Genomic DNA, 23,251 nt, shown 5'->3' with positions numbered 1-23,251 from the left:
CTGTCACAATTTTTCCTTATCTTTGCACTCAAAATATTTGAAAAGTGCAAGAAAAATATATAGACGAAACTAAACAAGGCGAAGCTTTTGCTATTGCTGAAAAACCAGAAAATTCTAAAAAATTGTTTTTAGAAAGTTACGGTTGCCAAATGAACTTCTCAGACTCAGAAATCGTAGCCTCTATTCTTAACGAACAAGGTTATAATACCACCATGAAAGTAGAAGAAGCAGATTTAATTTTGCTGAATACTTGCTCTATCAGAGAAAGAGCAGAACAAACGGTGAGAATGCGACTTTCACAATTCAAAAATTTGAAAAAAGAAAGGCCTAACCTTACTGTTGGTGTTCTTGGTTGTATGGCAGAACGTCTTAAAACTAAATTTTTAGAAGAAGAACAATTGGTAGACTTAGTAGTTGGTCCAGATGCTTACAGAGATTTACCAAATTTATTAAAAGAAACAGAAGACGGAAGAGATGCCATCAATGTTATTTTATCTAAAGAAGAAACGTACGCAGATATTAATCCAGTTCGTTTGGGTGGAAATGGTGTTACCGCATTCGTAACCATTACCAGAGGTTGTGATAATATGTGTACCTTTTGCGTAGTTCCTTTTACCAGAGGTAGAGAAAGAAGTCGTGATCCGCATTCTATTATTGAAGAATGCAAAGCTTTGGCTGAAAATGGTTACAAAGAAATTACGCTTCTTGGGCAAAATGTGGACTCATATCTTTGGTATGGAGGAGGTCCTAAAAAAGATTTTGATAAAGCTTCGGAAATGCAAAAAGCAACTGCGGTAAATTTTGCTCAATTGTTAGAAATGGTAGCAAAAGCAGTTCCTGCAATGAGAATTCGTTTTTCTACTTCTAATCCGCACGAAATGACGGAAGAGGTTTTCCGTGTGATTGCTAAATACGATAACGTTTGTAAATACATTCACCTTCCTGTACAAAGTGGAAGTGACAGAATTTTACAAAAAATGAATCGTCAACATACGCGTCAGGAATATTTAGATTTGATTAAAAAAGCGAAGGAAATAGTTCCAGAAATTGCTTTTTCTCAAGATATGATTGCTGGTTTCTGTGGCGAAACCGAAGAAGATCATCAATTAACTCTTGATTTAATGAGACAAGTAGAATACGATTACGGTTATATGTTTGCGTATTCTGAAAGACCAGGAACTCCAGCTCATAAAAAAATGGAAGATGATGTTCCTGCAGATGTGAAGCAAAGAAGATTAGCCGAAATCATTGCGTTACAAGGAGAACTATCCAGAAAAAGAATGAAATCTTACGTTGGCAAAAACTACGAAGTTCTAATTGAAGGAGAATCTAAAAAAGATAAAAATCAATGGAAAGGAAGAACTTCTCAGAATGCAGTAGTAGTTTTTGATAAAGTAGAAGGACACAATATTGGTGACTTTGTGACTGTTTTTGTTCATGACAGCACTCAAGGCACACTTTTGGGGAAAGCGATTTAAGGAAATCGTAAAGTTTTCTAAAATTTTTAAAAACACTAAACCACAAACTCAAAATTATGAGCGACTTACAATCCATAAAAAACCGTTTCGGAATTATAGGGAATTTTCCCGCACTTAACCGTGCCATAGAAAAAGCAATTCAGGTGGCGCCTACAGATATTTCCGTTTTGGTTATCGGAGAATCTGGAGTTGGTAAAGAACATATCCCGAAAATTATTCATAGCGAATCTCGCAGAAAACATCAACCCTATATTGTGGTAAACTGTGGTGCAATTCCAGAAGGAACCATAGATTCAGAGCTTTTTGGGCACGAAAAAGGAGCTTTTACAGGCGCTACTTCTACCAGAAAAGGATACTTTGAAGTAGCAGATGGTGGAACGATTTTCTTAGATGAAGTTGGGGAATTGCCTTTGCAAACTCAAGTAAGACTTCTCAGAGTTTTAGAAAGTGGAGAATTTATGAAAGTGGGTTCTTCTCAGGTTCAAAAAACCAATGTGAGAATCGTAGCTGCGACTAATGTGAACATGATGAAAGCGATTGAAGATGGCAGATTCAGAGAAGATTTGTACTATCGTCTCAATACGGTTCAGATTGATATGCCACCTTTGAGAGAAAGAAAAGGAGATATTCATTTGCTTTTCAGAAAATTCGCTATTGATTTTGCCGAAAAATACAGAATGCCAGAGTTGCAATTGACAGATGATGGCGTTAAATATTTAGAAAATTATACTTTCCCGGGAAATATTCGTCAGCTGAGAAATTTAGTGGAGCAAATGACGGTGGTAGAACAAAATAGAACCATCAATTCAACAAAATTAGCAGAATATATTCCGATGAATGCTCAGCTTCCTGCTGTGGTTTCCAGAGGTGGAAATTCAGGGAATTCAGGAGCGGATTTCGGTTCAGAAAGAGAAATCATGTACAAAATTCTTTTTGACATGAGAAATGATTTAAATGATTTAAAATCCTTAACTTCGGAACTGATTAAGAATAGAGGAAATCAAAGTTTTTCACATCACGAACAGGATTTAATTGGTAGAGTTTTTAAAACTGAAACCCAACCGGTTAATACAAGTTCTATTTTGTATTACGAAGATCAACCAGCTGCGCCAACTCCTAATTTCTACAATGATACCGAGGAGTACGAAAATGGAGTAGAAGATATAGATTTAGAAGAAGAACCAAAAGAAGAGTCTCTTTCCTTAATCAATAATGAGAGAGATTTAATTGTAAAAGCCCTCGAAAAACACAAAGGCAGAAGAAATAAAGCTGCCGATGAATTGGGAATTTCTCAGAGAACGCTTTACAGAAAAATAAAACAATATAATTTAGAAGATTAACATAGAATAATGAATAAAGAACAAAGAATAAAGAGCAATTACTTAGGAAAAATAAATGTTTTTGAAAAGCAAAATATTTTTGTCTTTTCTCTTTTGTCTTTTCTCTTTTGTCTAAATTCATGTGAAGTTTATAATTTTACAGGAAATTCTCTGAATCACGACGAAAAAACGATTCAGATTAAGAACTTTCCTAATAATGCAGCTTTGGTGAATGCTAATTTAAGTCAAGAATTTTCTATTGCTCTTCAAAATAGATTTTTGCAAAGGTCTGGTTTAAAGGGGACTACGGAAAATCCTGATGTTCTTATAGAAGGAGAAATTACAGATTACAGCATTTCGCCTACCACTATTTCTACACCAGTTACTACAGACGGTGGAAATATTCAAGCAGCACAAAATAAACTCACCATTACGGTAAAAGTTCATTACGAAAACAGTAAGTTTCCAGAAGCAAGTTTTGATAGAACGTATTCAGACGAAGCGGTTTTCAGTAGTGATTTAGATATTAATGCCATAGAAACTTCTCAAGTGAAATTGGTAAACGAAAGGATTATCAATAAAATTTTTAACGATATTGTAGCCAATTGGTAAAAGATGAATGCACGAGTTTTAGAATTGCTTCAGCGCCCAGAAAATATTTCTAAAGAAGACATTTTGCTTCTTCAGAATGAAATTTCTAAATTCCCTTATATGCAGAGTATCAGAACTTTGCATCTTTCGGCGATTTTTAATTTCGATGCTGAAAATTACCAAAAAGAACTAACCAAAACCGCAGCGTATACTACGGATAAAAAAATTCTCTACACTTTCATCAATAAAAAGAAGGAAGAAGAGAAAAAAGAATTGACGAAATTCAAGAAAATCGTACTCGCTAAAACTGAACATGAAGTTGAAAAAACCACTGAAGAACCTGTAAAAATCGTTGAGGTTCCAGAGCAAAATATCACTGAGAATTCTTCTGAAAATTTAACCGAAACGGTAGAAAAAATAGAGGCAGAAAAACCTGTAGTTACGCATCCGAAAAGTGTAGTAGGTGATACCGAATTAGAAGCGCCGATTCTTGATAAAAAAGAAAATGAATTCGAAGTTCTGAAAGAATTGGAGATTTTAGAGATTGAAAATCAATTGCTTGAGCAAGAGAAAGCGGAAGAGGAAAATGCAGAAATTGCGTTCAAAACGAGAGAAGAAGACCTTAATTTCAGTAAAGAAACGGTTTTAGAGCATATTGATCAATCGGAAGATAAGGAAATTACTTCGGTAAAACCTTCGGATATTAGTTTTAATGGTTTCGAAAGTTTCTTGCCAAACGTAAAATTCACTGTTCCTTCTACTCCAAAAGAAGAACCGAAATCTGAACCAACAGCAGAAATTCCTGCAACAATTATTGAAAAAAAACCAACTGAAGAAGAAACAAAACCTGCAGAAGTTCCATCTGAAAAAACTCCAGAATTCAACATTTCAGCACCAGAGAAAACAGAGATTATAGAGGAAAATACGGAAATGACGATTGAAAAAGAAGAGCCTCAAGTAATTAATACTCCTATTTTGAAGGAAGAAAAAGAAGAAATTGTAGAAGAAATTCATACCGATTGGAAACCGATGAATTTTGTGATGAATCCACTGGATTCTATGATTCAAAAACCAGCAGTTTCTCAACCGAAACCTACCGAAAAACCAGTTGAGGTAAAACCAGAAATTGCAACCACAGAAGAGAAGAAAATGGTAGAAGAAGTTGCACCAATCGAATTGAAAAAAGAGGTGTTAGAAGAAGTTAAAATTGAAGAAAAACCTATTGAAAAATCTATTCTAAATACTTCTTTCTTAAAAACTAACGTTCAAGAAACTTCTGTTCAAACTATTGAAAATCAAGTGGAAAAACTTTCGGCGGAAGAAAATAATAGCAATGTTCCAGGTTTTGTAAATACTTGGCAAAGTTGGCTTAAAATTGACCGTTCCGGAATTAAAACTCCTGAAAATATTGCAGTAAAAGTCATTGAGAAAAAAGCAGAAATCATCGATAAATTCATTGAAGAAAATCCTAAAATTTCTCAGTTAAAAGAAGAAGTGAATTTTGTAGTAAAAGAAAAAAATGACGACATCTCACACTTGATGACCGAAACTTTAGCAAAACTTTATACCGAACAAAGATTGTATACCAAAGCAATTAAAGCTTACGAAATTCTTCAAAATAAGCATCCAGAAAAAGCCGAAGATTTCAAGGCTAAAATTCAAGAAATCAAAGATTTAAAACAAGGTAAATAAAACAAAAACTCCAAGAATTTCTTGGAGTTTTTTTATTGAATTAGACTAATGATTAGATCATAAAGTTTCTTCAGATTTCAGATTTCCTCTTAATTTATTCCAGATTTTTCTTCCTAAAATAAAAACCACAATAACAAGGGCAATCGCTACCAAAAACGCAATTACGGGAGCTGCTAAAGCTAAAAAAGTCATCATTCCTGCTCCTGCTGTTTCGGTGGTGGCAACTACAGAATTTCCGAGTCCACCAGTTGTAGCAGTAGAAGCGGCTCGTGTTCCTGCAAATCCTGAACTAATTGCGGCAGCAGTTCCACCACCTGCAATTAATGCAAGTGCCCAAGTTGGAAACGTTCCTAAATCTGTAAATTGCGCGGCAAACATGATAGAACCTGCAATTGTAGCTAATGGAACAGAAGCGGTGTCTAATAAATGGTCAACATAAGGAATGTAATATGCTAAAATTTCTACCACAGTGGCAATTCCTGTAGTGATAAGCGTAGGTAAACCAGCCAACCATTGAAAATTTTCGTTCATGGGAATCCAACCCATATAAGAAGCTAGACTTACTGCAAACATAGGCAAGAAAACTCTAAAGCCAGAAGCTGCAGCTAAACCAATGCCGATAAATGCACTGATGAAGTAAGGAAGATAAGGAATGTTGTCTAACATTTTGTGTAATAGTTTATTATTTGTGCAAACTAAATTACAAAAAACATGCTAATGATTTTTATTTTTTGAGAAGTTTTAAAAATTCTTCTTCTATCTCTTGATAGTTTTTCGGAAGAGTAGGTGAAACGTAGAACAACATGGTTAAGGAATTTTCGCCAAATTTTTCTAAAAACTGAGCTTTATTGAGTCTATAAACTTCGCGCAAAAGTCTTTTGATTCTATTTCTGTGAACTGCTTTTTTAAAATATCTCTTAGAAACAGAAACGCCAACTTTATGTTGAGTTGTCATGCTGAGCGAAGTCGAAGCATCTATTTGGTAAGAAATCACTCTCAAATTTCCACAAGTTTTCCATTTTCCTTTCTCAAAAAGTAAGGAAATATCATTTTTTTGCTTGAGTTTTTCTTCTCTGGGATATTTGTAGTTCAAAATGTTAAGTATAAAATTAATTTTGCTCTTGATTCTTTTTACTTGGCTCTTTCAACAAATAATTAATCACTTCTGCAGCAGCGTTTAAGCCAAAAAGTGCAGGCATAAAACTGATGGTTCCGTAAAAAGATTTTTTAAAATTGCTTCCATCGGTGAGTTTTAGACTTTCTTCTTTTTGAATTTCTGTAGAAAAAACACATCTGAAACCTTTGGTAATTCCTTCTTTTTTCAATCTTTTTCTGATTTGCTTGGCAAGGTAACAATTATTGGTTTTGCTTAAATCTCTTACCAAAACTTTACTTGGGTCGGTTTTTCCACCAGCTCCCATTGATGAAACCAGTTTTATTTTTCTTCTTCTACAAGCTTTAATCAAGGCTAATTTCGGCGAAACACTGTCTATGCAATCTAATACGTAATCAAATTGATGTTCTTCTAGAATTTCGCCCATTCTTTCTGGCGACAGAAATTCATTAATTTTAACCAAATTCATTTCAGGATTGATGTCTAAAATTCTTTCGGCAACGATTTCTACTTTATCCTTTCCTACAGTAGAATGTAAAGCAGGTAACTGTCTGTTTATGTTGGTGATATCTACAATGTCTCCATCTACAATCGTCATGTTTCCTACTCCAGCTCTTGCCAAAAATTCTGCTGCAAAAGAGCCTACTCCTCCTAATCCTACGACTAAGACTTTAGCGTTTTTCAAAGTTTCTAAGCCTTCTTTTTTTACGAGCAGTTCCGAACGTTGTAACCAATCTGTCATTTTCTAATTTTATTTTTTCACGCAAAGAGCGCAAAGATTTTCTTAATCACTTAATTAAAACTGAATGTTTAAAATTTCTAAATTTTTAGAAATCTGTTCTTGTAATTTTTCTACAGAAATTTCCTTGATTTCGGCTGCTTTTTGATACAATTCTGCAATGTCAAAATCTGCATCATCCGTTTCTAAAAATATTTTTTCTAAAGGAATTTCTTTCAAAGTAGTTTGCAAAGATAAGTTGTGAAGTACAGATTTTCCAAAACTTAGATAAAAACCATGTTTCAACATTTCATCAGCAATTGCTTTTTTCTTATTAAAACCATGAATAATCAATGGAACTTTTGCAATTTTTTGAAAAGGAATTAATTCTTGAAATCTCTTTATACAATGAATGATAACCGGTTTTTGAATAGAATTTGCCCAAATAATTTGCGCTTCGAAAACTTTTTTCTGAAGATTTTCATCGACGTTTACCAAAGCATCCAAACCACATTCACCAATGGCTAAACATTTTGGATTTTGAGAAATGATTTTTAGGTTTTCTAAATCATTTTCCCATTGTTCATCAATGTTTTGTGGATGAATTCCCACCGAAAAATAATGCTCTGGAATCTTTTCTTCTGGTGTAGAATTATAAATTCCGTAAGAGATTTTTGGATTGTGATGATGGAAGTTGAAAAAAATCATATTCAAAGATATGAAATCGATTAAAAAATTAAACAAAGTATTAAACATTTGTTTGTTTGAGAAAAAGTTTTTTATATCTTTACTTTTCAACAAATTAGAGAATGAAGAAAAAATTTACCGAAAAGCAAATTCATATTCTAGACATCGCGGAAGAGCTTATTGCGCAGAAAGGTTTTGAAGGGACTTCCGTTCGTGATATCTCTGCTAAAGCGAATATCAACGTGGCGATGATTTCTTATTACTTCGGCTCTAAAGAGAAAATGATGGTAAATCTTTACCAATATAGAGTACAGAAAACCAGAGAAACTTTTGCTGAATTTACCCAAACCATAAAAGACGGAAAACCAGAGATGCAACTCAAAGAAATTATTAATTTCGTAACTAAACAGTTATTTAAATTCAATTATTTTCATGCTTTTGTGACGCAAGAACTCAGACATCAAGATAGAGTGAAAGATACATTGCTAGAGTTTTACCAAACGTTTACCAAAGTTCTGGAAGATGTAGTGCAGAAAGGTATTGTAAGTGGCGTTTTTAAAAGAGCTGCAAAATCAGAAGATATAGTTTCTACCATCATTGGAACCATCGTATTTACCATTAGAAATAAAAATTATTACGAAATTTATTTAAAAGGTAACGACGAAGATTACCTAGCTAATGCCGAAAAAAAACTGAAAAACCATCTCAATCTTTGTGTTTTCTCGCTTTTAGGATATCAAATTTAACCTTATTTGCGTTAAAGTATCTTAAAATAAATCTTTTGACAAAAAAAGTTTTATTTTTGCAAACTGATAAAGGGAACATTATAGAAAGATTTCCTTACTTTTATTTATGAAAAAAATATTCTCATTATTCGCAATCGCTTTTTTGCTTTTGTCTTGTAACAAACAATATGATTTGGCAATGAAATCTGCTGATAAAGATTTTATCATGAAAGTTGCCAATGAAAAATACGAAAAAAAGAAATGGACAGACGCTCTTGCGCTTTACGAAAGATTAACCAATCTCGTGGCAGGAACAGATGATGCTCCAGAAGTAGTTTATAAATCTGCGTATGCTAATTATTACGACAAAAACTATAAACTTGCGGCACACCAATTCAAGAATTTCTCGGTTACGTTTACCAATGATCCTAGAAAAGAAGAAGCAGCTTATATGTCTGCATTGTGTTACTATGAAGGTTCTATGGATTATAACTTAGACCAGAGCAATACAACTTCGGCGATTAATGAATTACAAGAATTTTTAAATAATTATCCAAATTCAGAAAAAGCAAAAAACATCAATGATTTAATTGATGAACTGAACTATAAATTAGAGTTCAAGGCTTATGAAAATGCAAGACAATATTTTAAAATGGCAGATTACAAAGCAGCTACCATTGCTTTTGAAAACGTTTTAAATGATTTTCCTGCAACTAAGCTGAAATCTAAAATCTACGCTTATATTTTAAAATCTAAATCAGAATTGGGAATCAACTCTATTTATGACCTTAAAAAAGAAAGATTAGAAAGCGCTATCGCATTTACCAGACAGGTAGAAAGAGAATATCCAAACTCAGATTTAAGCAAAGAAGCTCTTGATATAAGAGCAAAACTAGAAAAAGAAGTTGTAGAATTTGCGAAACTTCAAAAAGAAGTAGAAGCTAGAAAAGCTGAATTTACAGAAAAACAAAAAGCAGCTGAAGCTAAAGAAGATGCTAAAAAACAAGTTAAAGATCAGCAAGAAGCGAATAAAATTAAAATCGATAGTGCAAAAATTAGCACACCAGAACCAGGTGCTACTTTCAAGATTAGAAGAAATTAATTATCTTTGCAAACTAAAATAAAAATAAATCACTCAAAATGAGCGTAAAAGATACAAAAGCAGAAGTAAACACCATTACTTACGATAGAGATAAAATCGAAGAAAAAGTAGGTTCTATCTACGAAGCTATCGTAATTATGGGAAAAAGAGCAGAACAAATTAATGCTGAAATTAGAACTGAACTTCACCAAAAATTAGACGAATTTGCGGTGCACAATTCTACTTTGGAAGAAGTTTTCGAAAACAGAGAGCAAATTGAAATTTCTAAAAACTACGAAAGATTACCGAAGCCTACATCTATTGCCATTAGAGAATGGTTAGATGACGAAATTTACTTCCGTAGAACTGAAGAAAAATAAACGATATTCGTTAGGATGAAAAACAAAGTCACAGAATTTCTGTGGCTTTTTATTTTTCTAAAAATTCAAAAAAAAACCATAAATTCGTTCAGTTAAAATTCTAATCATATGGCTCTAAAAGGTAAAAAAATTCTATTGGCAATTTCTGGCGGAATTGCAGCCTACAAAATGAATTACCTTGTAAGAGATTTTGTAAAAAAAGGTGCAGAAGTAAAAGTTATTTTAACACCTTCTGCTGAAAATTTCGTTACAAAAGTCACCCTTTCTACGCTTTCTAAAAATGCAGTGTATTCTGATTTTTATGACCAAAACGGAACATGGAATTCTCATGTAGAACTCGCACTTTGGGCCGATGTATTATTGGTAGCGCCTTGTACTGCAAATACTTTGGCTAAAATGGTTCATGGGATATGTGATAATTTGGTTATTGCTACTTATATGTCAGCTAAATGTCCCGTTTTCATTGCTCCAGCAATGGATTTGGATATGTATGCACATCCTTCCACCAAAGAAAATTTAGAAAAAGCAGAAAGATTTGGTTATCATATTATTCCAGCAGAATTTGGCGAATTGGCTTCTGGTTTAGAAGGTCAGGGAAGATTAGCAGAGCCAGAAACTATTTTACAAAAAATAGAAGATTTTTTTACTCAACCTTTGCCTCAGTCTCATTCTTTAGATGGAAAAACCGTTCTCATCACAGCAGGACCTACCTATGAAGCAATAGACCCTGTTCGTTTTATTGGCAATCATTCTTCGGGGAAAATGGGATTTTCGCTTGCTGAAGAAGCGGTAAAACGTGGCGCAAAAGTGATTTTAATTTCTGGTCCTACTTCACAAAAAACGAGCACTAAAAATATTGAAATTCATAGAATAACCTCGGCGAAAGAAATGTACGATGAGGTTTTTAAATACTATGAAAAGGTAGATATTGCTATCGCAAGTGCTGCTGTTGCGGATTATGCCCCAAAAATCGTTGCCAAAGAAAAAATAAAAAAATCTGAAGAAGAGTTTGCCATAGAATTGGTGAAAAATCCAGATATTTTGAAAACGATGGGCGAGAAGAAAACGCATCAGTTTTTGGTAGGTTTTGCCTTAGAAACTCAGAATGAAGAAGAAAATGCCAAAAGCAAATTGCAGAAAAAAAATCTGGATATGATTGTGCTTAATTCACTTCGTGATGAAGGTGCTGGTTTCCAAAAAGATACGAATAAGGTTAAAATTTTAACGCATTCAGAACAAAAAGAATTTTCTCTGAAATCTAAAGATGAAGTGGCAAAAGACATTTTAGATTTTGTAGAAACTCAACTTAAGAAATAAATTTTTTAAAAATTCGTTTAGAATTCAATGAAAAAACTACTTTACATATTTGCACTTTTACTGCTTTCTCAATTTAGTTTTGCACAAGAGCTGAATGCTCAAGTTCAGATAAATTACCAACAAATTGGCGGAAGTAACGTGCAATTATTCAGAACAATGGAGAAAAGTCTGAAAGACTTCATCAATAAAACCAGTTGGACTGGCAAAAAATTTCAGAACTACGAAAAAATAAAATGTAATTTTTCTATCATTCTTGCCGAAAAAAGCGGAAATAATTATAAAGGAACTTTGGTGGTTCAGTCGGTGCGTCCTGTTTATGGAACGCAATACGAAACGCCGATTCTTAATGTTAATGATACCAATTTTTCTTTTGAATATTTAGAAAATCAGAATATGGTTTTTAACGAAAGACAATTTTCGGGGAAAAATTTGATTGATGTGATGAGTTTTTATGTCTACCTTATTTTAGGTTACGATGCAGATACGTATCAAATGAAAGGTGGAACTCCGTGGTTTGATAAAGCGATGCAGATTACTCAAAACTCTCAAAATCAAAACTATATGGGTTGGTCTCAATTAGAAAGTCCAAGAAATAGAGGAGCGCTCATTGCTACGATTTTGTCTGAACAAAATTCTACGCTTAGAAATTTCTACTATAATTATCACAGAATGGGCTTAGATAATTTAGGTAAACAAGACCAATTTTCTACGAAACAAACCATTGCAAATGAAATTTTGAGACTTAAGTTCTACGAAAGCAACTTCCAGATGAATTATCCTTTTAATCTCTTTGTAGAAAGCAAAAAAGACGAAATTTATAACATTTTCGATTCCAATAATAATGGAGGTGTAGACATGAATCAGCTCAAAAATTTGATGAGTTTATTCTCTCCAAAAGATATGGACACGAAGTGGAATAAATGGAAGTAAAATGAATCTTAGAGCTACGCTTTTGTGGTTTGAATTTTCTGAAATTTACACTATTTTTACAGGCTCGAAAACGCAACTCAAAATAAGTATTCTTTAAATAATGTTATCAAGAATTTATATCCAAAATTTTGCATTGATAGACCAACTTGAAATCAATTTTAAGAAAGGTTTACAAGTGATTACCGGCGAAACTGGCGCTGGCAAATCTATTATTTTGGGTGCTTTGAGACTTATTTTAGGAGAAAGAGCAGATTCTAAAAGTATTTCTGACTTCTCAACGAAAAGTGTAGTTGAAGCAGAATTTAAAATTTCTGAATCTTTGAAAATTTTCTTTGAGGAAAATGATTTAGATTTTGAAAAAGATACCATTATCCGAAGAGAAATCTTGCCTTCGGGGAAATCCAGAGCTTTTGTAAATGATGTTCCAGTAACTTTAGATGTTTTGAAAGAACTTTCCGAAAGATTGATTGATATACATTCTCAGTTTGAAACTTCTCAATTGTTTAGCGAAGAATATCAGTTTAAAATCATCGATGGGCTTTCTGAAAACAAAAATTTGATTGAATCTTATCAAAGTGATTATCTTGAATTTCAAAGAAAGCAAAGAGAACTAGAAAAACTAAAAAATACACTTTCCGAAGGGAATAAAGAGAGCGATTACAAGTTGTTTTTGTTGGAGGAATTAGAAGCAGCGCAATTAGAGACGGTAAATTATGAATTGCTACAGAGCCAGATTTCTTTAGCTGAAAATAAAGGTGCGATTTCTGAATTGCTCGCTCAAATTTTTGCCAGAACAGACCAAGAAGAAGTAGGTTTGTTCGATGGTTTCTATGATGTGAAAAACAAATTGAGCAGAGTCGCAGACTTGTCTTTGCAGTTTTCTGAGCTCAATGCAAGATTAGAAGAAAATTATGTAGAATTCAAAGATATTCTCTTTCAGTTGCAGAATGAAGCCGAAAAACTAGATGCAAATCCTGAAGATTTATTGGTTTTACAAGAGCAAAATGATAAAATCAATGCACTTTTTCTAAAGCACAAGGTTTCAGATATAGAAGATTTGTTGAAAATCAAAGAAGAACTTTCTTTAGAAAAGAATTCTTTTGAAGACATTGAAAATAAAATTGCTCAATTAGAAAAAGAAATTGCTGAAGCTTCTCAGTCTTTGCTGAAAAAAGCTGATATTTTATCTAAAAATAGAAAAAAAACGGCTCCAATTTTTGTAGAAAAAGTAGAATCACTTTTACATCAATTAGGATTAGAAAAAGCTAAAGTAGAAGTAGAGCTCTCTTCAACGAAAGAATTCGGTAAATTTGGAACGGAGAAAATCCAATTGCTATTCCAAGCGAATGCTGGATTTGCCTTGAAACCGATTCAAAATGCTATTTCTGGTGGTGAAAGAAGCAGAGTGATGCTTTCAATTAAAAAACTCATGGCAGAAAATGCAGAGCTTCCTACGCTTATTTTAGACGAAATAGACACGGGTGTTTCTGGTAGAATTGCCGATGAAATGGGCAATGTAATGCAAGAAATGGCTGAAAATATGCAGTTAATTGTCATTACTCACCTTGCGCAAGTTGCAGCGAAAGGAAATGACAATTATAAAGTGCAAAAATCTGATATTGACGGGAAAACGCAAACCAGAATTTTCCCACTTAATCAAGAAGAAAAACTTACAGAAATTGCGCAATTGCTTTCTGGAAGCAAGATTACAGATGCCGCTATTCTTCAGGCAAAAGAACTCATGCAATAAATTTTGTAACGAAAATATAGTTTTAGAAACTAATGATTGAAAAACGATTATGTTTCTAAAATTTCTACAACTTGAACTCAAAAGTTTTGTGAGAAGTCCGCAATTTGCTGCGGGAATCTTAATGAAAATAGGAATGCTGTTTATGTACGCATATTTGGCGCTTATTTTTGTTGGCGGAGCTATTGGTGTGTATTTCGGAGCGAAAAAAGTAGCTTATGAACCGATTCAACTTTTCAGCAGAATTTTCTTAGTCTACATTGCCATTGATTTGTTGTTGAAGTATTTTATGCAGCAACTTCCTGCGGAAAACATCAAGCCCTTTCTCACCTTGAGAATTTCTAAAAATCAAGTGGCAGGTTACACTTTGGTGAAAATTTTAGTTTCGTTTTTCAGTTGGGCGTTTTTACTTTTTGCGATTCCATTTGCAGCGCTCTTAATTTTTAAAGGAAATCTAAATGCAGTAACTGTTTTGCTCTATTTCGCAGCGTGTATTTCCATAGTTTTTATCAATACGTTTGTCAACACCATTATCAATAAAAGTGATAAGTTGATGTACAGCCTTTTCGGATTGATGGCGATTATTGGTGGATTGCATTACTTTGAAATCATAGATGTTTTGGCGATTTCTGAGCGTGTTTTCTACGGATTGTATCAAAATATTGGCTTCTTTATTATTCCGATTGTTGTATTGCTGGTTTTGGCGATTTATACTTTTTCTTTCATCAAAAAGAATTTGTATTTGGACAGAGGTTTAGAAATGAAAAAAGCGGCAGGGAAAACCGAAAACATTGCTTTCCTCAATAAATACGGTACATTAGGAACTTTTATCAATAATGATATTCGATTGATTAAAAGAAGTAAAGCGGCGAGAAGTGCTTTAATTGGCGGTGTTTTATTCCTTTTTTATGGGTTACTTTTCTTTAGCAAAGGTTATAACACCAGTTTCATGCAAGTTTTTCTTGGGATTTTTGTAACAGGCGGTTTTAATTTTATGTTCGGGCAAAGAGTTCCAGCTTGGGACAGTTCTTATTATCCACTGATGATGACGCAAAATGTTCCTTACAAAGATTTTCTCAAAGCAAAATGGGCGCTTTTTGTGATTGCCATTTCGGTTTCAATGATTTTAGCAGTCGGTTATGCATTCATCAGTTGGGAGTTTTATTTTACCATTTTTGCGGCAGGTTTATATAATTTAGGGGTAAACTCTTATCTAACTTTATTGGCGGGAGCTTACAATAAAAAACCGATTGATTTAAACTCTGCTTCAAAAGGTTTCACCAGCGGACAAAACAATTTCAATATTAAAATTCTTGTTCTTTTATTGCCACAAATGGTTTTACCAATGGCTGTTTTCGGAGCGATGAAATATTTCTTCGGAATGACTCCGGCTGTAATGAGTTTAGGGATTTTAGGATTGATAGGGTTTCTGCTTCGAGATAAAATTTTCAACCTCATTGTAAAAATCTACAGAACTGAAAAATATTCTACCATCGCGGCTTTTAAAAAATAATGATTAAAATTTGGGCGTGCCTTTTTTCCAAGCTTTCTTACAGAGCCAAAGCAAAAAAGTCGGTCTACACTTCCAATCTTTTTTTGCAAAAAAGGATTTCCAGTTTCGCCCTCACGCAAAATCACAACCAAAATAAATATACCAATTACCAATTACCAATTACTAACTACTAATTACTAACTACCAATTACTATCATGATAAACATTCAAAATATTTCTAAAATTTACGGAACCGCAAAAGTGCTTAACATACAAGAACTTACTATTCCCAAAGGCGAAACTTTCGGTTTGGTAGGAAATAACGGAGCAGGAAAAACTACGCTCTTTAGCTTGCTTTTAGATTTAATTGAACCCAGTTCAGGAAGCATTCAAATTGATGGAATTCAAGTAAATAAGTCAGAAAATTGGAAAAATAAAGTTTCTGCATTTATAGATGACAGTTTCTTAATTGGTTATCTTACTCCAGAAGAATATTTTTACTTTTTAGGCGAGTTGCGCGGACAAAACAAAGCTTCTGTAGACGAATTTCTAAAACAATTCGAAGATTTATTCAATGGCGAAATTCTCAATGCTAGAAAATACATCAGAGATTTATCGAAAGGAAATCAGAAAAAAGTAGGAATTGTAGGCGCTTTAATTGGAAATCCAGAAATCATTGTTTTAGATGAACCTTTCGCGAATTTGGATCCTTCTACACAGATTAAACTAAAAAATTTGATTAAAGTGCTTTCTCAAAATGCAGAAGTCACCTTCTTGATTTCTAGCCATGATTTGGCGCACACTACAGAAGTTTGCAACCGAATTGTAGCTATCAATAAAGGAGTCGTGGTAAAAGATATTTCTACCAATTCTGAGACCTTAAAAGAATTAGAAGAATATTTTGCCAGTCAAGTAAGTTTATAGACTAGCTTTTTTTTAAGAAACAACCCTTTTTGCTTTTTTTGTTTTTGCATAGAACGCAGAAAGGGTTTTTTGTTTTAATACTCGCAATATTATCTTTCCTCTATTTGATTTATTTCGTAAATTTACACTTCAATTTTGAAGATGAAAGAGAAGGTTTTTAGCTTCAAAAATCGTAAATCAAAAATCGTAAATCAAATATAAAATGGACTTTATTTACCAAGATCCGTATCCAATTCTAAAGGATGACACTGTTTATAAAAAACTCACTTCAGACTACGTAAAAGTAGAACAATTAGGTGATAGAGAAATCTTAACCGTGGACCCAAAAGGTTTAGAACTTTTGGCAGAAAAAGCAATGGAAGATGTTTCTTTTATGCTTCGTTCTGAGCATTTGGCAAGTCTTCGCAGAATTATAGATGATCCAGAAGCCACTGATAATGACCGCTTTGTAGCTTATAATTTATTACAAAATGCTGCGGTTGCGGTAGAAGGAGCATTGCCTTCTTGTCAAGACACAGGAACTGCAATTGTGGTAGCAAAAAAAGGAGAAAATGTTTACACTGGAGTAGATGACGGAGAATTTTTAAGCCGAGGAATTTATAACACTTATAAAAATAGAAACTTAAGATATTCTCAGATTGTTCCTTTGAGCATGTTTGAAGAGAAAAATTCTGGTTCTAATCTTCCTGCACAAATTGATATTTATGCAAAAAAAGGAAATTACTATGAATTTTTATTCTTAACAAAAGGAGGAGGTTCTGCGAATAAAACTTTCTTATACCAAAAAACAAAATCTCTTTTGAACGATAAATCTTTAGAAGAATTTATCCGAGAAAAAATTATGGATTTAGGAACTGCAGCTTGTCCGCCTTATCACTTAGCATTAGTTATTGGAGGAACTTCTGCCGAAGCCAATTTAGCAGCGGTGAAAAAAGCATCTGCTAAATATTATGACAACCTTCCTACAGAAGGAAATATGGCTGGTCAAGCGTTCAGAGATTTAGAATGGGAGAAAAGAGTGCAAGAAATTTGTCAGGAATCTGCAATCGGGGCGCAATTTGGTGGAAAATACTTAACACACGATGTTCGAGTAATCAGATTGCCGAGACACGCAGCTTCTTGTCCTGTTGGAATGGGCGTTTCTTGTTCTGCTGATAGAAATATCAAAGGAAAAATCACCAAAGAAGGAATTTTCTTAGAACAATTAGAAACCAATCCAGCGCAATATTTACCTGAAACAGCTCCACATTTAGAACCAGCTGTGGAAATAGATTTGAATAAACCAATGCCAGAAATTTTGGCTGAATTGTCTAAATATCCTATCAAAACTCGTTTAAAACTAAACGGAACGTTGATTGTTGCAAGAGATATTGCTCACGCAAAAATCAAAGAATTATTAGACGCTGGTAAACCAATGCCAGAATATTTTAAAAATCACCCGATTTATTACGCTGGTCCTGCCAAAACTCCAGAAGGAATGCCAAGTGGAAGTTTCGGGCCTACAACTGCAGGAAGAATGGATGTGTATGTAGATGAATTCCAAGCCAATGGAGGAAGTATGATTATGCTTGCCAAAGGAAACAGAAGCAAAGATGTAACCAACGCTTGCGCAAAATACGGAGGTTTCTATCTAGGCTCTATTGGTGGTCCTGCTGCAATTTTGGCGAAAGAAAATATTCTTTCTGTAGAAGTGGTAGATTTCCCAGAATTAGGAATGGAAGCCGTAAGAAAAATTGAAGTGAAAGATTTCCCCGCGTTTATTATTACAGATGATAAGGGCAATGATTTCTTTGCAGCTTTGGCTCATTAATGAAGAAAATGTAAATATTCGGTGGAGATTTAGCAGTATGCGACAAAATTCAATAAAAAAACTTTTGTCGATTAAAAAAATGTTATATTTTTGCCTAAAATAATAGAAATTATGTTTTTAGCAGGATTTTGGCCAGTTTATCAGTTCCTTTGGACCGTTTATTTTATCGTAATGTTCCTCATAGGATTTTGGTGTATTTTCATGTTCTTTGGAGTAGTGATTCCAATGTGGTTAACTGAAGGTTTAGCTGAATATTTCGGGAAAACCAAGAAATTTAATCCAGAAGATATCAGAAGAAAAACGCTTGCAGAACAAGAAGGTGTAGAAGTAATCTACAACCAACCAAAAGGAGACGGCCCTTATTTACACGCTGGTCATCATTAATTGAGGTGACATTGCTTTTCTCCCTGAATTTGAGAAAAGTAATATCAAAGCAAAACAAAATATATTTAAAATCTGTTCAGTTTTCTGGGCAGATTTTTTTTATTCCCCTCTTTTAGAGGGGCGTCAAATCTTTAATTTGACGGAGTGTTTCTTTAAGAGCAGGAAAATTTGAATTTTTTTGAAACTTCAGTCCCGATTTCCGCTGTAACCTTTTTTGTTCACATTTCGACTCCGCTCAATGTGACAAAAAAGGATTTCCACTTCAATCGGGGCTATAAAACACTTTCAGTTATTCTTTTGTCTTTCAACTTCCGACTTCCATCTTCCAACTCCCGACTTTTTTGTATCTTTGCACCCAAATAATTTTAGACAATGTCAAAAAGTTTAATCCCAAAACTTCAAGCAATTAAGCAACGTTATAATGAGGTTGCTGATTTAATTATACAACCAGATGTGATTACTGACCAAAAAAGATACGGTCAGCTCAACAAAGAATACAGCGATTTAGGAAAAATCGTGAAGGTTTTTGATGACTACATGCAAGCGCTTAACACGATTGAAGAATCAGATGAAATCATTGCAGATGGTTCTGATAAAGATTTTGTAGAATTAGCAAAAATCGAAAAAAACGAAGCTTTAGAAAAAATCCCAGGTTTGGAAGAAGAATTAAAAGTTCTTTTAATCCCAAAAGATCCAGCAGATGATAAAAACATTATCCTAGAAATGCGAGCCGGAACTGGTGGTGACGAAGCTGCGATTTTCGTGGAAGATATGTACAGAATGTACACCATGTATTTCAAAACCAAAGGTTGGAGACACGAAGTTACCGATTCTTCTGAAGCATCTAAAGGTTACAAAGAACTGGTGATGAAAGTAGAAGGAGAAGGCGTTTACGGAATTATGAAATTTGAATCTGGAGTTCACCGTGTTCAGAGAGTTCCAGAGACAGAATCTCAAGGTAGAGTGCACACTTCGGCGATTACGATTGCGGTTTTACCTGAAGCGGAAGAAGTAGATGTGGAAATTAACCCAGCAGATATTGAGATGCAAACTTCTCGTTCTGGTGGAGCTGGTGGACAAAACGTAAACAAAGTTGAGACAAAAGTTCAGTTAACACACAAACCTTCAGGAATTGTGGTGGTTTGTCAACAAGCGCGTTCTCAGTTGGCAAACAGAGAGTTAGCGATGGAAATGCTTCGTGCGAAATTGTATGACATTAAATTACAGGAAGTGGTAGGAGATATTGCAGCTCAACGTAAAACGATGGTTTCTACTGGTGACCGTTCTGCAAAAATTAAAACCTACAATTATCCTCAAGGTAGAGTTACCGACCACAGAATTAATAAATCTATCTACAATCTAGATGCTTACATGAATGGCGACATCCAAGAAATGATGGATGCTGTGATTATGGCAGAAAATGCAGAGAAAATGAAAGGTCAAGAGGAAATTTAACCTTTATAAACCTAATTTATAGAATAAATAACAAAAAAGTCGAGATCATTTCTCGACTTTTATTTTTGATTGTCTGGCAAAGGCAAATGGTATTTTCTAAAAATCTCCACTGCTTTTTTTACATCTTCCATATCGGCTGGTCGGCAATTTTCTAGAGGATAAGCTCTGCCTATTTCTTTCCATTTGTGTGCGCCCATTTGGTGAAATGGTAAAATATCTACCCGTTCTATATTATTGAACTGAGAAACATATTTCGCCCAATTTTCTAAATCTTGCGCATCATCGGTATAATCAGGAACGAGAACGTATCTTAGCCAAGTTGGTTTGTTGATTTCAGACAAATATTGCATAAATTGAAGCGTAGGTTCTAGTTCTACTTCCGTTAATTTCAGATATTTTTCTGGGTCTATGTGTTTAATGTCTAGAAGCACCAAATCTGTAATATCTAAAACTTCTTTGATTTCTTCACTGAACAAATAACCATTGGTATCTACACAAGTGTGAATTCCGTTTTCTTTACATTTTTTGAATAATTCCAGCACAAAGTTGGCTTGCATCAAAGGTTCACCACCAGAAACGGTAACGCCTCCAGATTTTATAAAGCCTTTTACTTTTTCTATCTCGTGGAAAGCTTCATCTACGGACATTTTGGTTTTTTCGCCTTTGTTCCAAGTATCAGCGTTATGACAATAGAGGCAACGCAAATGACAACCTTGCAGAAAATAAACAAATCTAATTCCTGGGCCGTCTTTGGTGCCGAAAGTTTCGTATGAATGGATAAATCCGTGATTTGACATGAGTATATTTTTGTCTTTTTGTTTTTGATTTTATGAATCTAAATTATAAACCAAAGATAATGATTAATAACTCTAATTAAAAAACGCTTCGGCTCCGCTCAGCGTGACAACTTTAATAAAAACTGTAAATTTTCAGCATTGTCATGCTGAGCGGAGTCGAAGCATATTCTTAAAAAAAGAGTTAAGAAATTTCTTAACTCTTCTTCAAGATAATTGATGTTATATATAAATTAGAAACATTCTGTGATGGTTCTGTTGATGACATCTAATTGCTGTTCTTTAGTCAACTTGATGAAATTCACTGCATAACCAGAAACTCTAATCGTTAATTGAGGATATTTTTCTGGATGTTGCATCGCATCTTCTAACAATGAACGATTGAAAACATTTACATTTAAGTGGTGACCTTTTTGGTTGAAATATCCGTCTAAAAGTCCAACTAAATTTCCTTGTTTTTCGTCTAAAGTTTTTCCTAAAGTTTCAGGCGTTATTGCAAAAGTATAAGAAATGCCATCTTGAGCATGTTCGAAAGGTAATTTAGCTACAGAAGCGAGTGAAGCTACTGCACCTTTTGTATCTCTTCCGTGCATAGGATTTGCTCCTGGTCCGTAAGGTTCACCTTCTCTTCTTCCGTCTGGTGTATTTCCTGTTTTTTTACCGTAAACTACGTTTGAAGTAATGGTAAGAACAGATTGTGTAGGAATTGCATTTCTGTAAGTTTTTTGTTTTCTTACTTTGTTCATGAAAATTTCTACAATTTCTGCTGCGATTTTATCAGTATTATCATCGTTATTTCCGTAAGGAACGTAAGGTTTTTCTACCACATAATCTACTGCGATTCCGTTTTCGTCTCTTATCACTCTTACTTTTCCGTATTTCATCGCTGCAAATGAATCGGCAACTATAGAGATTCCTGCAATTCCACAAGCTTGAGTTCTGATAACATTTACATCGTGAAGTGCCATTTCATAAGCTTCGTAAGAATATTTATCGTGCATGTAGTGAATAATGTTCAATGCTTGGATGTAAGTTTCTGCTAACCAATCCATCATTTTATCAAACTTATTCCAAACATCATCGAAATCAAGATATTCTCCTTCTACTTTTGGCATTTCTGGAGTTACTTGAACTTTGGTTAATTCGTCAATACCACCATTAATGGCATATAATAAAGCTTTAGGCAAATTAGCTCTCGCTCCGAAATATTGCATTTGTTTTCCTAAAGTCATCGGAGAAACACAACAAGCGATTCCATAATCATCATTAAAGCAATCTCTCATTAAATCATCATTTTCGTATTGAAGAGATGAAGTGTCGATAGAAACTTTTGCACAATATTTTTTCCAGTTTTCTGGTAATTGTTCGCTCCAAAGAACAGTTAAGTTTGGTTCTGGAGATGCACCTAAATTGTATAAAGTGTGTAATAATCTGAAAGAGTTTTTGGTTACATAAGAACCGCCGTCTTTATTTAAACCACCAATTGATTCTGTTACCCAAACTGGATCACCAGAGAAAAGTGAATCGTATTCTGGAGTTCTCAAGAATCTGATGATTCTTAGTTTCATTACAAAATGGTCAATTAATTCCTGAGCTTCAATTTCTGTAAGAACGCCTCTTTTAATATCTCTTTCAATGTAAATATCTAGGAAAGTAGAAACTCTACCAATAGACATTGCAGCACCGTTTTGGTCTTTAGTAGCTGCTAAATAAGCGAAATATAACCATTGGATAGCTTCTTTAGCATTGGTTGCAGGTTTAGAAATGTCAAAACCATAAGATTCTGCCATTTTTTTAAGTGCTTTCAACGCATTAATTTGCATAGTGATTTCTTCACGAAGTCTTACGATTTCTTCGTTCATCCCATCACAATCCATGTTTTCGAAATAGTCTTGACGGTCTTTAATTAAGAAGTCAACACCATATAAAGGAACTCTTCTGTAATCACCAATAATTCTACCTCTTCCGTAAGCGTCTGGTAAACCAGTTACGATTCCAGAATTTCTAGCTTTTCTAATCGGTGAATTGTAAGCAGAGAAAACACCTTCATTATGAGTCACTCTATATTTAGTATAAATTTCTTTAGTTGCTTCGTCTAATTCATAACCGTATGCTTTTAAGCCGTCTTCTACCATTCTAATTCCGCCATTTGGGAAAATAGCTCTTTTTAGAGGCTTATCAGTTTGAATTCCTACGATTTTTTCTAAATTTTTATTGATATAACCAGCTCCATAAGCATCAATCTGAGATGGTTTTTTCGTTTCAGCATCATAAATTCCTTTTTCTCTCTCTGCTTTGAACATTTCAGATAGTTCTGCCCAAAGTTGATTGGTTGCTTCAGTAGCAGGAGTTAAGAAGCTTTCGTCTCCGGTATATTCTGTGTAATTGTTTCTAATAAAATCACTTACGTTAATTTCCTTTTGCCAAACTCCGGGTTTAAAACCAATAGTTGCTTCCATAATGTTAATTTTTTGTTTGTTTCTAATTGTATTTTGGGCTTATTTTCCTTGAAATTTTAGTCATCAATAGGTTAAAAAAGCGAAGCAAAGTTAGGAAGATATTTTGCCCTAGAACAACGATTAATCATGATATAAATTAGGGTTTCATTTGATT

General features: G+C 33.9%; 21 protein-coding genes. 15 read left to right on the top strand and 6 right to left on the bottom strand.

The window, feature by feature from the left end; translation table 11 throughout:
- Positions 1 to 44: 44 nt before the first annotated feature.
- The 4 genes from miaB to EB819_RS10420 are packed head-to-tail and all read left to right on the top strand — an operon-like array spanning position 45 to position 5,080.
- Positions 45 to 1,478 carry a tRNA (N6-isopentenyl adenosine(37)-C2)-methylthiotransferase MiaB gene (gene miaB / locus EB819_RS10435; RefSeq protein ID WP_069800408.1) on the top strand — a complete coding sequence of 478 codons (1,434 nt, stop codon included), beginning with the start codon at positions 45 to 47 and terminating at the stop codon, positions 1,476 to 1,478.
- Between the two features lie 56 nt (positions 1,479 to 1,534).
- Positions 1,535 to 2,818, top strand: a complete 1,284-nt coding sequence (locus EB819_RS10430; RefSeq protein WP_069800406.1) for a sigma-54 interaction domain-containing protein — start codon at positions 1,535 to 1,537, stop codon at positions 2,816 to 2,818.
- A gap of 9 nt (positions 2,819 to 2,827) precedes the next feature.
- Positions 2,828 to 3,409 (top strand): LptE family protein, encoded by a 582-nt coding sequence (locus tag EB819_RS10425; RefSeq protein ID WP_083250200.1) that lies wholly within the window; start codon positions 2,828 to 2,830, stop codon positions 3,407 to 3,409.
- 3 nt (positions 3,410 to 3,412) lie between these two features.
- Entirely contained in the window at positions 3,413 to 5,080 is a 1,668-nt protein-coding gene (locus EB819_RS10420; RefSeq protein WP_069800404.1) for a DUF8458 domain-containing protein, read from the top strand.
- Between the two features lie 57 nt (positions 5,081 to 5,137).
- Here EB819_RS10420 and EB819_RS10415 read toward each other — a convergent pair whose 3' ends face one another.
- The 4 genes from EB819_RS10415 to EB819_RS10400 are packed head-to-tail and all read right to left on the bottom strand — an operon-like array spanning position 5,138 to position 7,620.
- Positions 5,138 to 5,746, bottom strand: coding sequence for a DUF4126 domain-containing protein (locus EB819_RS10415; protein ID WP_069800402.1), 609 nt, complete (start codon positions 5,744 to 5,746; stop codon positions 5,138 to 5,140).
- 58 nt (positions 5,747 to 5,804) lie between these two features.
- The gene (gene rnpA, locus EB819_RS10410) at positions 5,805 to 6,173 is read right to left on the bottom strand and encodes a ribonuclease P protein component (protein WP_069800400.1); all 369 of its coding nucleotides are present in this window, start codon (positions 6,171 to 6,173) and stop codon (positions 5,805 to 5,807) included.
- Positions 6,174 to 6,189: 16 nt separating this feature from the next.
- Complete coding sequence (locus EB819_RS10405; RefSeq protein ID WP_069800398.1) at positions 6,190 to 6,936, bottom strand: tRNA threonylcarbamoyladenosine dehydratase; 747 nt, start codon at positions 6,934 to 6,936, stop codon at positions 6,190 to 6,192.
- 54 nt (positions 6,937 to 6,990) lie between these two features.
- Entirely contained in the window at positions 6,991 to 7,620 is a 630-nt protein-coding gene (locus EB819_RS10400; protein WP_069800396.1) for a TatD family hydrolase, read from the bottom strand.
- Positions 7,621 to 7,721: 101 nt separating this feature from the next.
- Here EB819_RS10400 and EB819_RS10395 point away from each other — a divergent pair, with 101 nt between their 5' ends.
- The 11 genes from EB819_RS10395 to prfA all read left to right on the top strand — a co-directional run bounded on the left by EB819_RS10395 (position 7,722) and on the right by prfA (position 19,844).
- The gene (locus EB819_RS10395; RefSeq protein ID WP_069800394.1) at positions 7,722 to 8,345 is read left to right on the top strand and encodes a TetR/AcrR family transcriptional regulator; all 624 of its coding nucleotides are present in this window, start codon (positions 7,722 to 7,724) and stop codon (positions 8,343 to 8,345) included.
- Positions 8,346 to 8,451: 106 nt separating this feature from the next.
- The gene (locus EB819_RS10390; protein ID WP_069800392.1) at positions 8,452 to 9,426 is read left to right on the top strand and encodes an outer membrane protein assembly factor BamD; all 975 of its coding nucleotides are present in this window, start codon (positions 8,452 to 8,454) and stop codon (positions 9,424 to 9,426) included.
- 38 nt (positions 9,427 to 9,464) lie between these two features.
- Positions 9,465 to 9,785 (top strand): DNA-directed RNA polymerase subunit omega, encoded by a 321-nt coding sequence (locus EB819_RS10385; protein WP_069800390.1) that lies wholly within the window; start codon positions 9,465 to 9,467, stop codon positions 9,783 to 9,785.
- 108 nt (positions 9,786 to 9,893) lie between these two features.
- Positions 9,894 to 11,102 (top strand): bifunctional phosphopantothenoylcysteine decarboxylase/phosphopantothenate--cysteine ligase CoaBC, encoded by a 1,209-nt coding sequence (coaBC, locus tag EB819_RS10380; RefSeq protein ID WP_069800389.1) that lies wholly within the window; start codon positions 9,894 to 9,896, stop codon positions 11,100 to 11,102.
- 27 nt (positions 11,103 to 11,129) lie between these two features.
- Positions 11,130 to 12,032: a type IX secretion system protein PorD gene (porD, locus tag EB819_RS10375; RefSeq protein WP_069800387.1), complete on the top strand. Its 903-nt coding sequence runs from the start codon at positions 11,130 to 11,132 to the stop codon at positions 12,030 to 12,032.
- Between the two features lie 100 nt (positions 12,033 to 12,132).
- Positions 12,133 to 13,782, top strand: a complete 1,650-nt coding sequence (gene recN, locus EB819_RS10370; RefSeq protein WP_069800385.1) for a DNA repair protein RecN — start codon at positions 12,133 to 12,135, stop codon at positions 13,780 to 13,782.
- A gap of 49 nt (positions 13,783 to 13,831) precedes the next feature.
- Entirely contained in the window at positions 13,832 to 15,292 is a 1,461-nt protein-coding gene (locus EB819_RS10365) for a DUF5687 family protein (protein ID WP_069800383.1), read from the top strand.
- 195 nt (positions 15,293 to 15,487) lie between these two features.
- Complete coding sequence (locus tag EB819_RS10360; protein ID WP_069800381.1) at positions 15,488 to 16,195, top strand: ABC transporter ATP-binding protein; 708 nt, start codon at positions 15,488 to 15,490, stop codon at positions 16,193 to 16,195.
- A gap of 202 nt (positions 16,196 to 16,397) precedes the next feature.
- The gene (locus EB819_RS10355; RefSeq protein WP_069800379.1) at positions 16,398 to 18,005 is read left to right on the top strand and encodes a fumarate hydratase; all 1,608 of its coding nucleotides are present in this window, start codon (positions 16,398 to 16,400) and stop codon (positions 18,003 to 18,005) included.
- A gap of 111 nt (positions 18,006 to 18,116) precedes the next feature.
- Complete coding sequence (locus EB819_RS10350; protein ID WP_069800377.1) at positions 18,117 to 18,389, top strand: hypothetical protein; 273 nt, start codon at positions 18,117 to 18,119, stop codon at positions 18,387 to 18,389.
- A 372-nt stretch (positions 18,390 to 18,761) separates the two neighbouring features.
- On the top strand, positions 18,762 to 19,844 hold the full coding sequence (gene prfA, locus EB819_RS10345; protein WP_069800375.1) for a peptide chain release factor 1: 1,083 nt from the start codon (positions 18,762 to 18,764) through the stop codon (positions 19,842 to 19,844).
- Positions 19,845 to 19,903: 59 nt separating this feature from the next.
- Here the strand turns inward: prfA and pflA are convergent, their stop codons facing one another.
- Both pflA and pflB read right to left on the bottom strand, forming a co-directional pair.
- A complete protein-coding gene (gene pflA, locus EB819_RS10340) occupies positions 19,904 to 20,641 on the bottom strand; it encodes a pyruvate formate-lyase-activating protein (protein WP_069800373.1) in 738 nt (245 codons plus the stop codon).
- A 230-nt stretch (positions 20,642 to 20,871) separates the two neighbouring features.
- The gene (gene pflB / locus EB819_RS10335; RefSeq protein WP_069800371.1) at positions 20,872 to 23,097 is read right to left on the bottom strand and encodes a formate C-acetyltransferase; all 2,226 of its coding nucleotides are present in this window, start codon (positions 23,095 to 23,097) and stop codon (positions 20,872 to 20,874) included.
- Positions 23,098 to 23,251: the final 154 nt, after the last annotated feature.

Source organism: Cloacibacterium normanense, from assembly GCF_003860565.1.
Taxonomy (GTDB): domain Bacteria; phylum Bacteroidota; class Bacteroidia; order Flavobacteriales; family Weeksellaceae; genus Cloacibacterium; species Cloacibacterium normanense.
The sequence above is the reverse complement of the archived record's forward strand: the minus strand, read 5'-3'. Positions and strand labels throughout refer to the sequence as shown.

What these genes read in the sequence shown, in the direction of transcription:
- EB819_RS10430 (WP_069800406.1), top strand. Translation starts at nt 1,535, where the DNA reads ATGAGCGACTTACAATCCATAAAAAACCGTTTCGGAATTATAGGGAAT.
- EB819_RS10425 (WP_083250200.1), top strand. Translation starts at nt 2,828, where the DNA reads ATGAATAAAGAACAAAGAATAAAGAGCAATTACTTAGGAAAAATAAAT.
- EB819_RS10420 (WP_069800404.1), top strand. Translation starts at nt 3,413, where the DNA reads ATGAATGCACGAGTTTTAGAATTGCTTCAGCGCCCAGAAAATATTTCT.
- EB819_RS10415 (WP_069800402.1), bottom strand. Translation starts at nt 5,746, where the DNA reads ATGTTAGACAACATTCCTTATCTTCCTTACTTCATCAGTGCATTTATC.
- EB819_RS10405 (WP_069800398.1), bottom strand. Translation starts at nt 6,936, where the DNA reads ATGACAGATTGGTTACAACGTTCGGAACTGCTCGTAAAAAAAGAAGGC.
- EB819_RS10400 (WP_069800396.1), bottom strand. Translation starts at nt 7,620, where the DNA reads ATGATTTTTTTCAACTTCCATCATCACAATCCAAAAATCTCTTACGGA.
- EB819_RS10395 (WP_069800394.1), top strand. Translation starts at nt 7,722, where the DNA reads ATGAAGAAAAAATTTACCGAAAAGCAAATTCATATTCTAGACATCGCG.
- EB819_RS10390 (WP_069800392.1), top strand. Translation starts at nt 8,452, where the DNA reads ATGAAAAAAATATTCTCATTATTCGCAATCGCTTTTTTGCTTTTGTCT.
- EB819_RS10385 (WP_069800390.1), top strand. Translation starts at nt 9,465, where the DNA reads ATGAGCGTAAAAGATACAAAAGCAGAAGTAAACACCATTACTTACGAT.
- coaBC (WP_069800389.1), top strand. Translation starts at nt 9,894, where the DNA reads ATGGCTCTAAAAGGTAAAAAAATTCTATTGGCAATTTCTGGCGGAATT.
- porD (WP_069800387.1), top strand. Translation starts at nt 11,130, where the DNA reads ATGAAAAAACTACTTTACATATTTGCACTTTTACTGCTTTCTCAATTT.
- recN (WP_069800385.1), top strand. Translation starts at nt 12,133, where the DNA reads ATGTTATCAAGAATTTATATCCAAAATTTTGCATTGATAGACCAACTT.
- EB819_RS10365 (WP_069800383.1), top strand. Translation starts at nt 13,832, where the DNA reads ATGTTTCTAAAATTTCTACAACTTGAACTCAAAAGTTTTGTGAGAAGT.
- EB819_RS10360 (WP_069800381.1), top strand. Translation starts at nt 15,488, where the DNA reads ATGATAAACATTCAAAATATTTCTAAAATTTACGGAACCGCAAAAGTG.
- EB819_RS10355 (WP_069800379.1), top strand. Translation starts at nt 16,398, where the DNA reads ATGGACTTTATTTACCAAGATCCGTATCCAATTCTAAAGGATGACACT.
- EB819_RS10350 (WP_069800377.1), top strand. Translation starts at nt 18,117, where the DNA reads ATGTTTTTAGCAGGATTTTGGCCAGTTTATCAGTTCCTTTGGACCGTT.
- prfA (WP_069800375.1), top strand. Translation starts at nt 18,762, where the DNA reads ATGTCAAAAAGTTTAATCCCAAAACTTCAAGCAATTAAGCAACGTTAT.
- pflA (WP_069800373.1), bottom strand. Translation starts at nt 20,641, where the DNA reads ATGTCAAATCACGGATTTATCCATTCATACGAAACTTTCGGCACCAAA.
- pflB (WP_069800371.1), bottom strand. Translation starts at nt 23,097, where the DNA reads ATGGAAGCAACTATTGGTTTTAAACCCGGAGTTTGGCAAAAGGAAATT.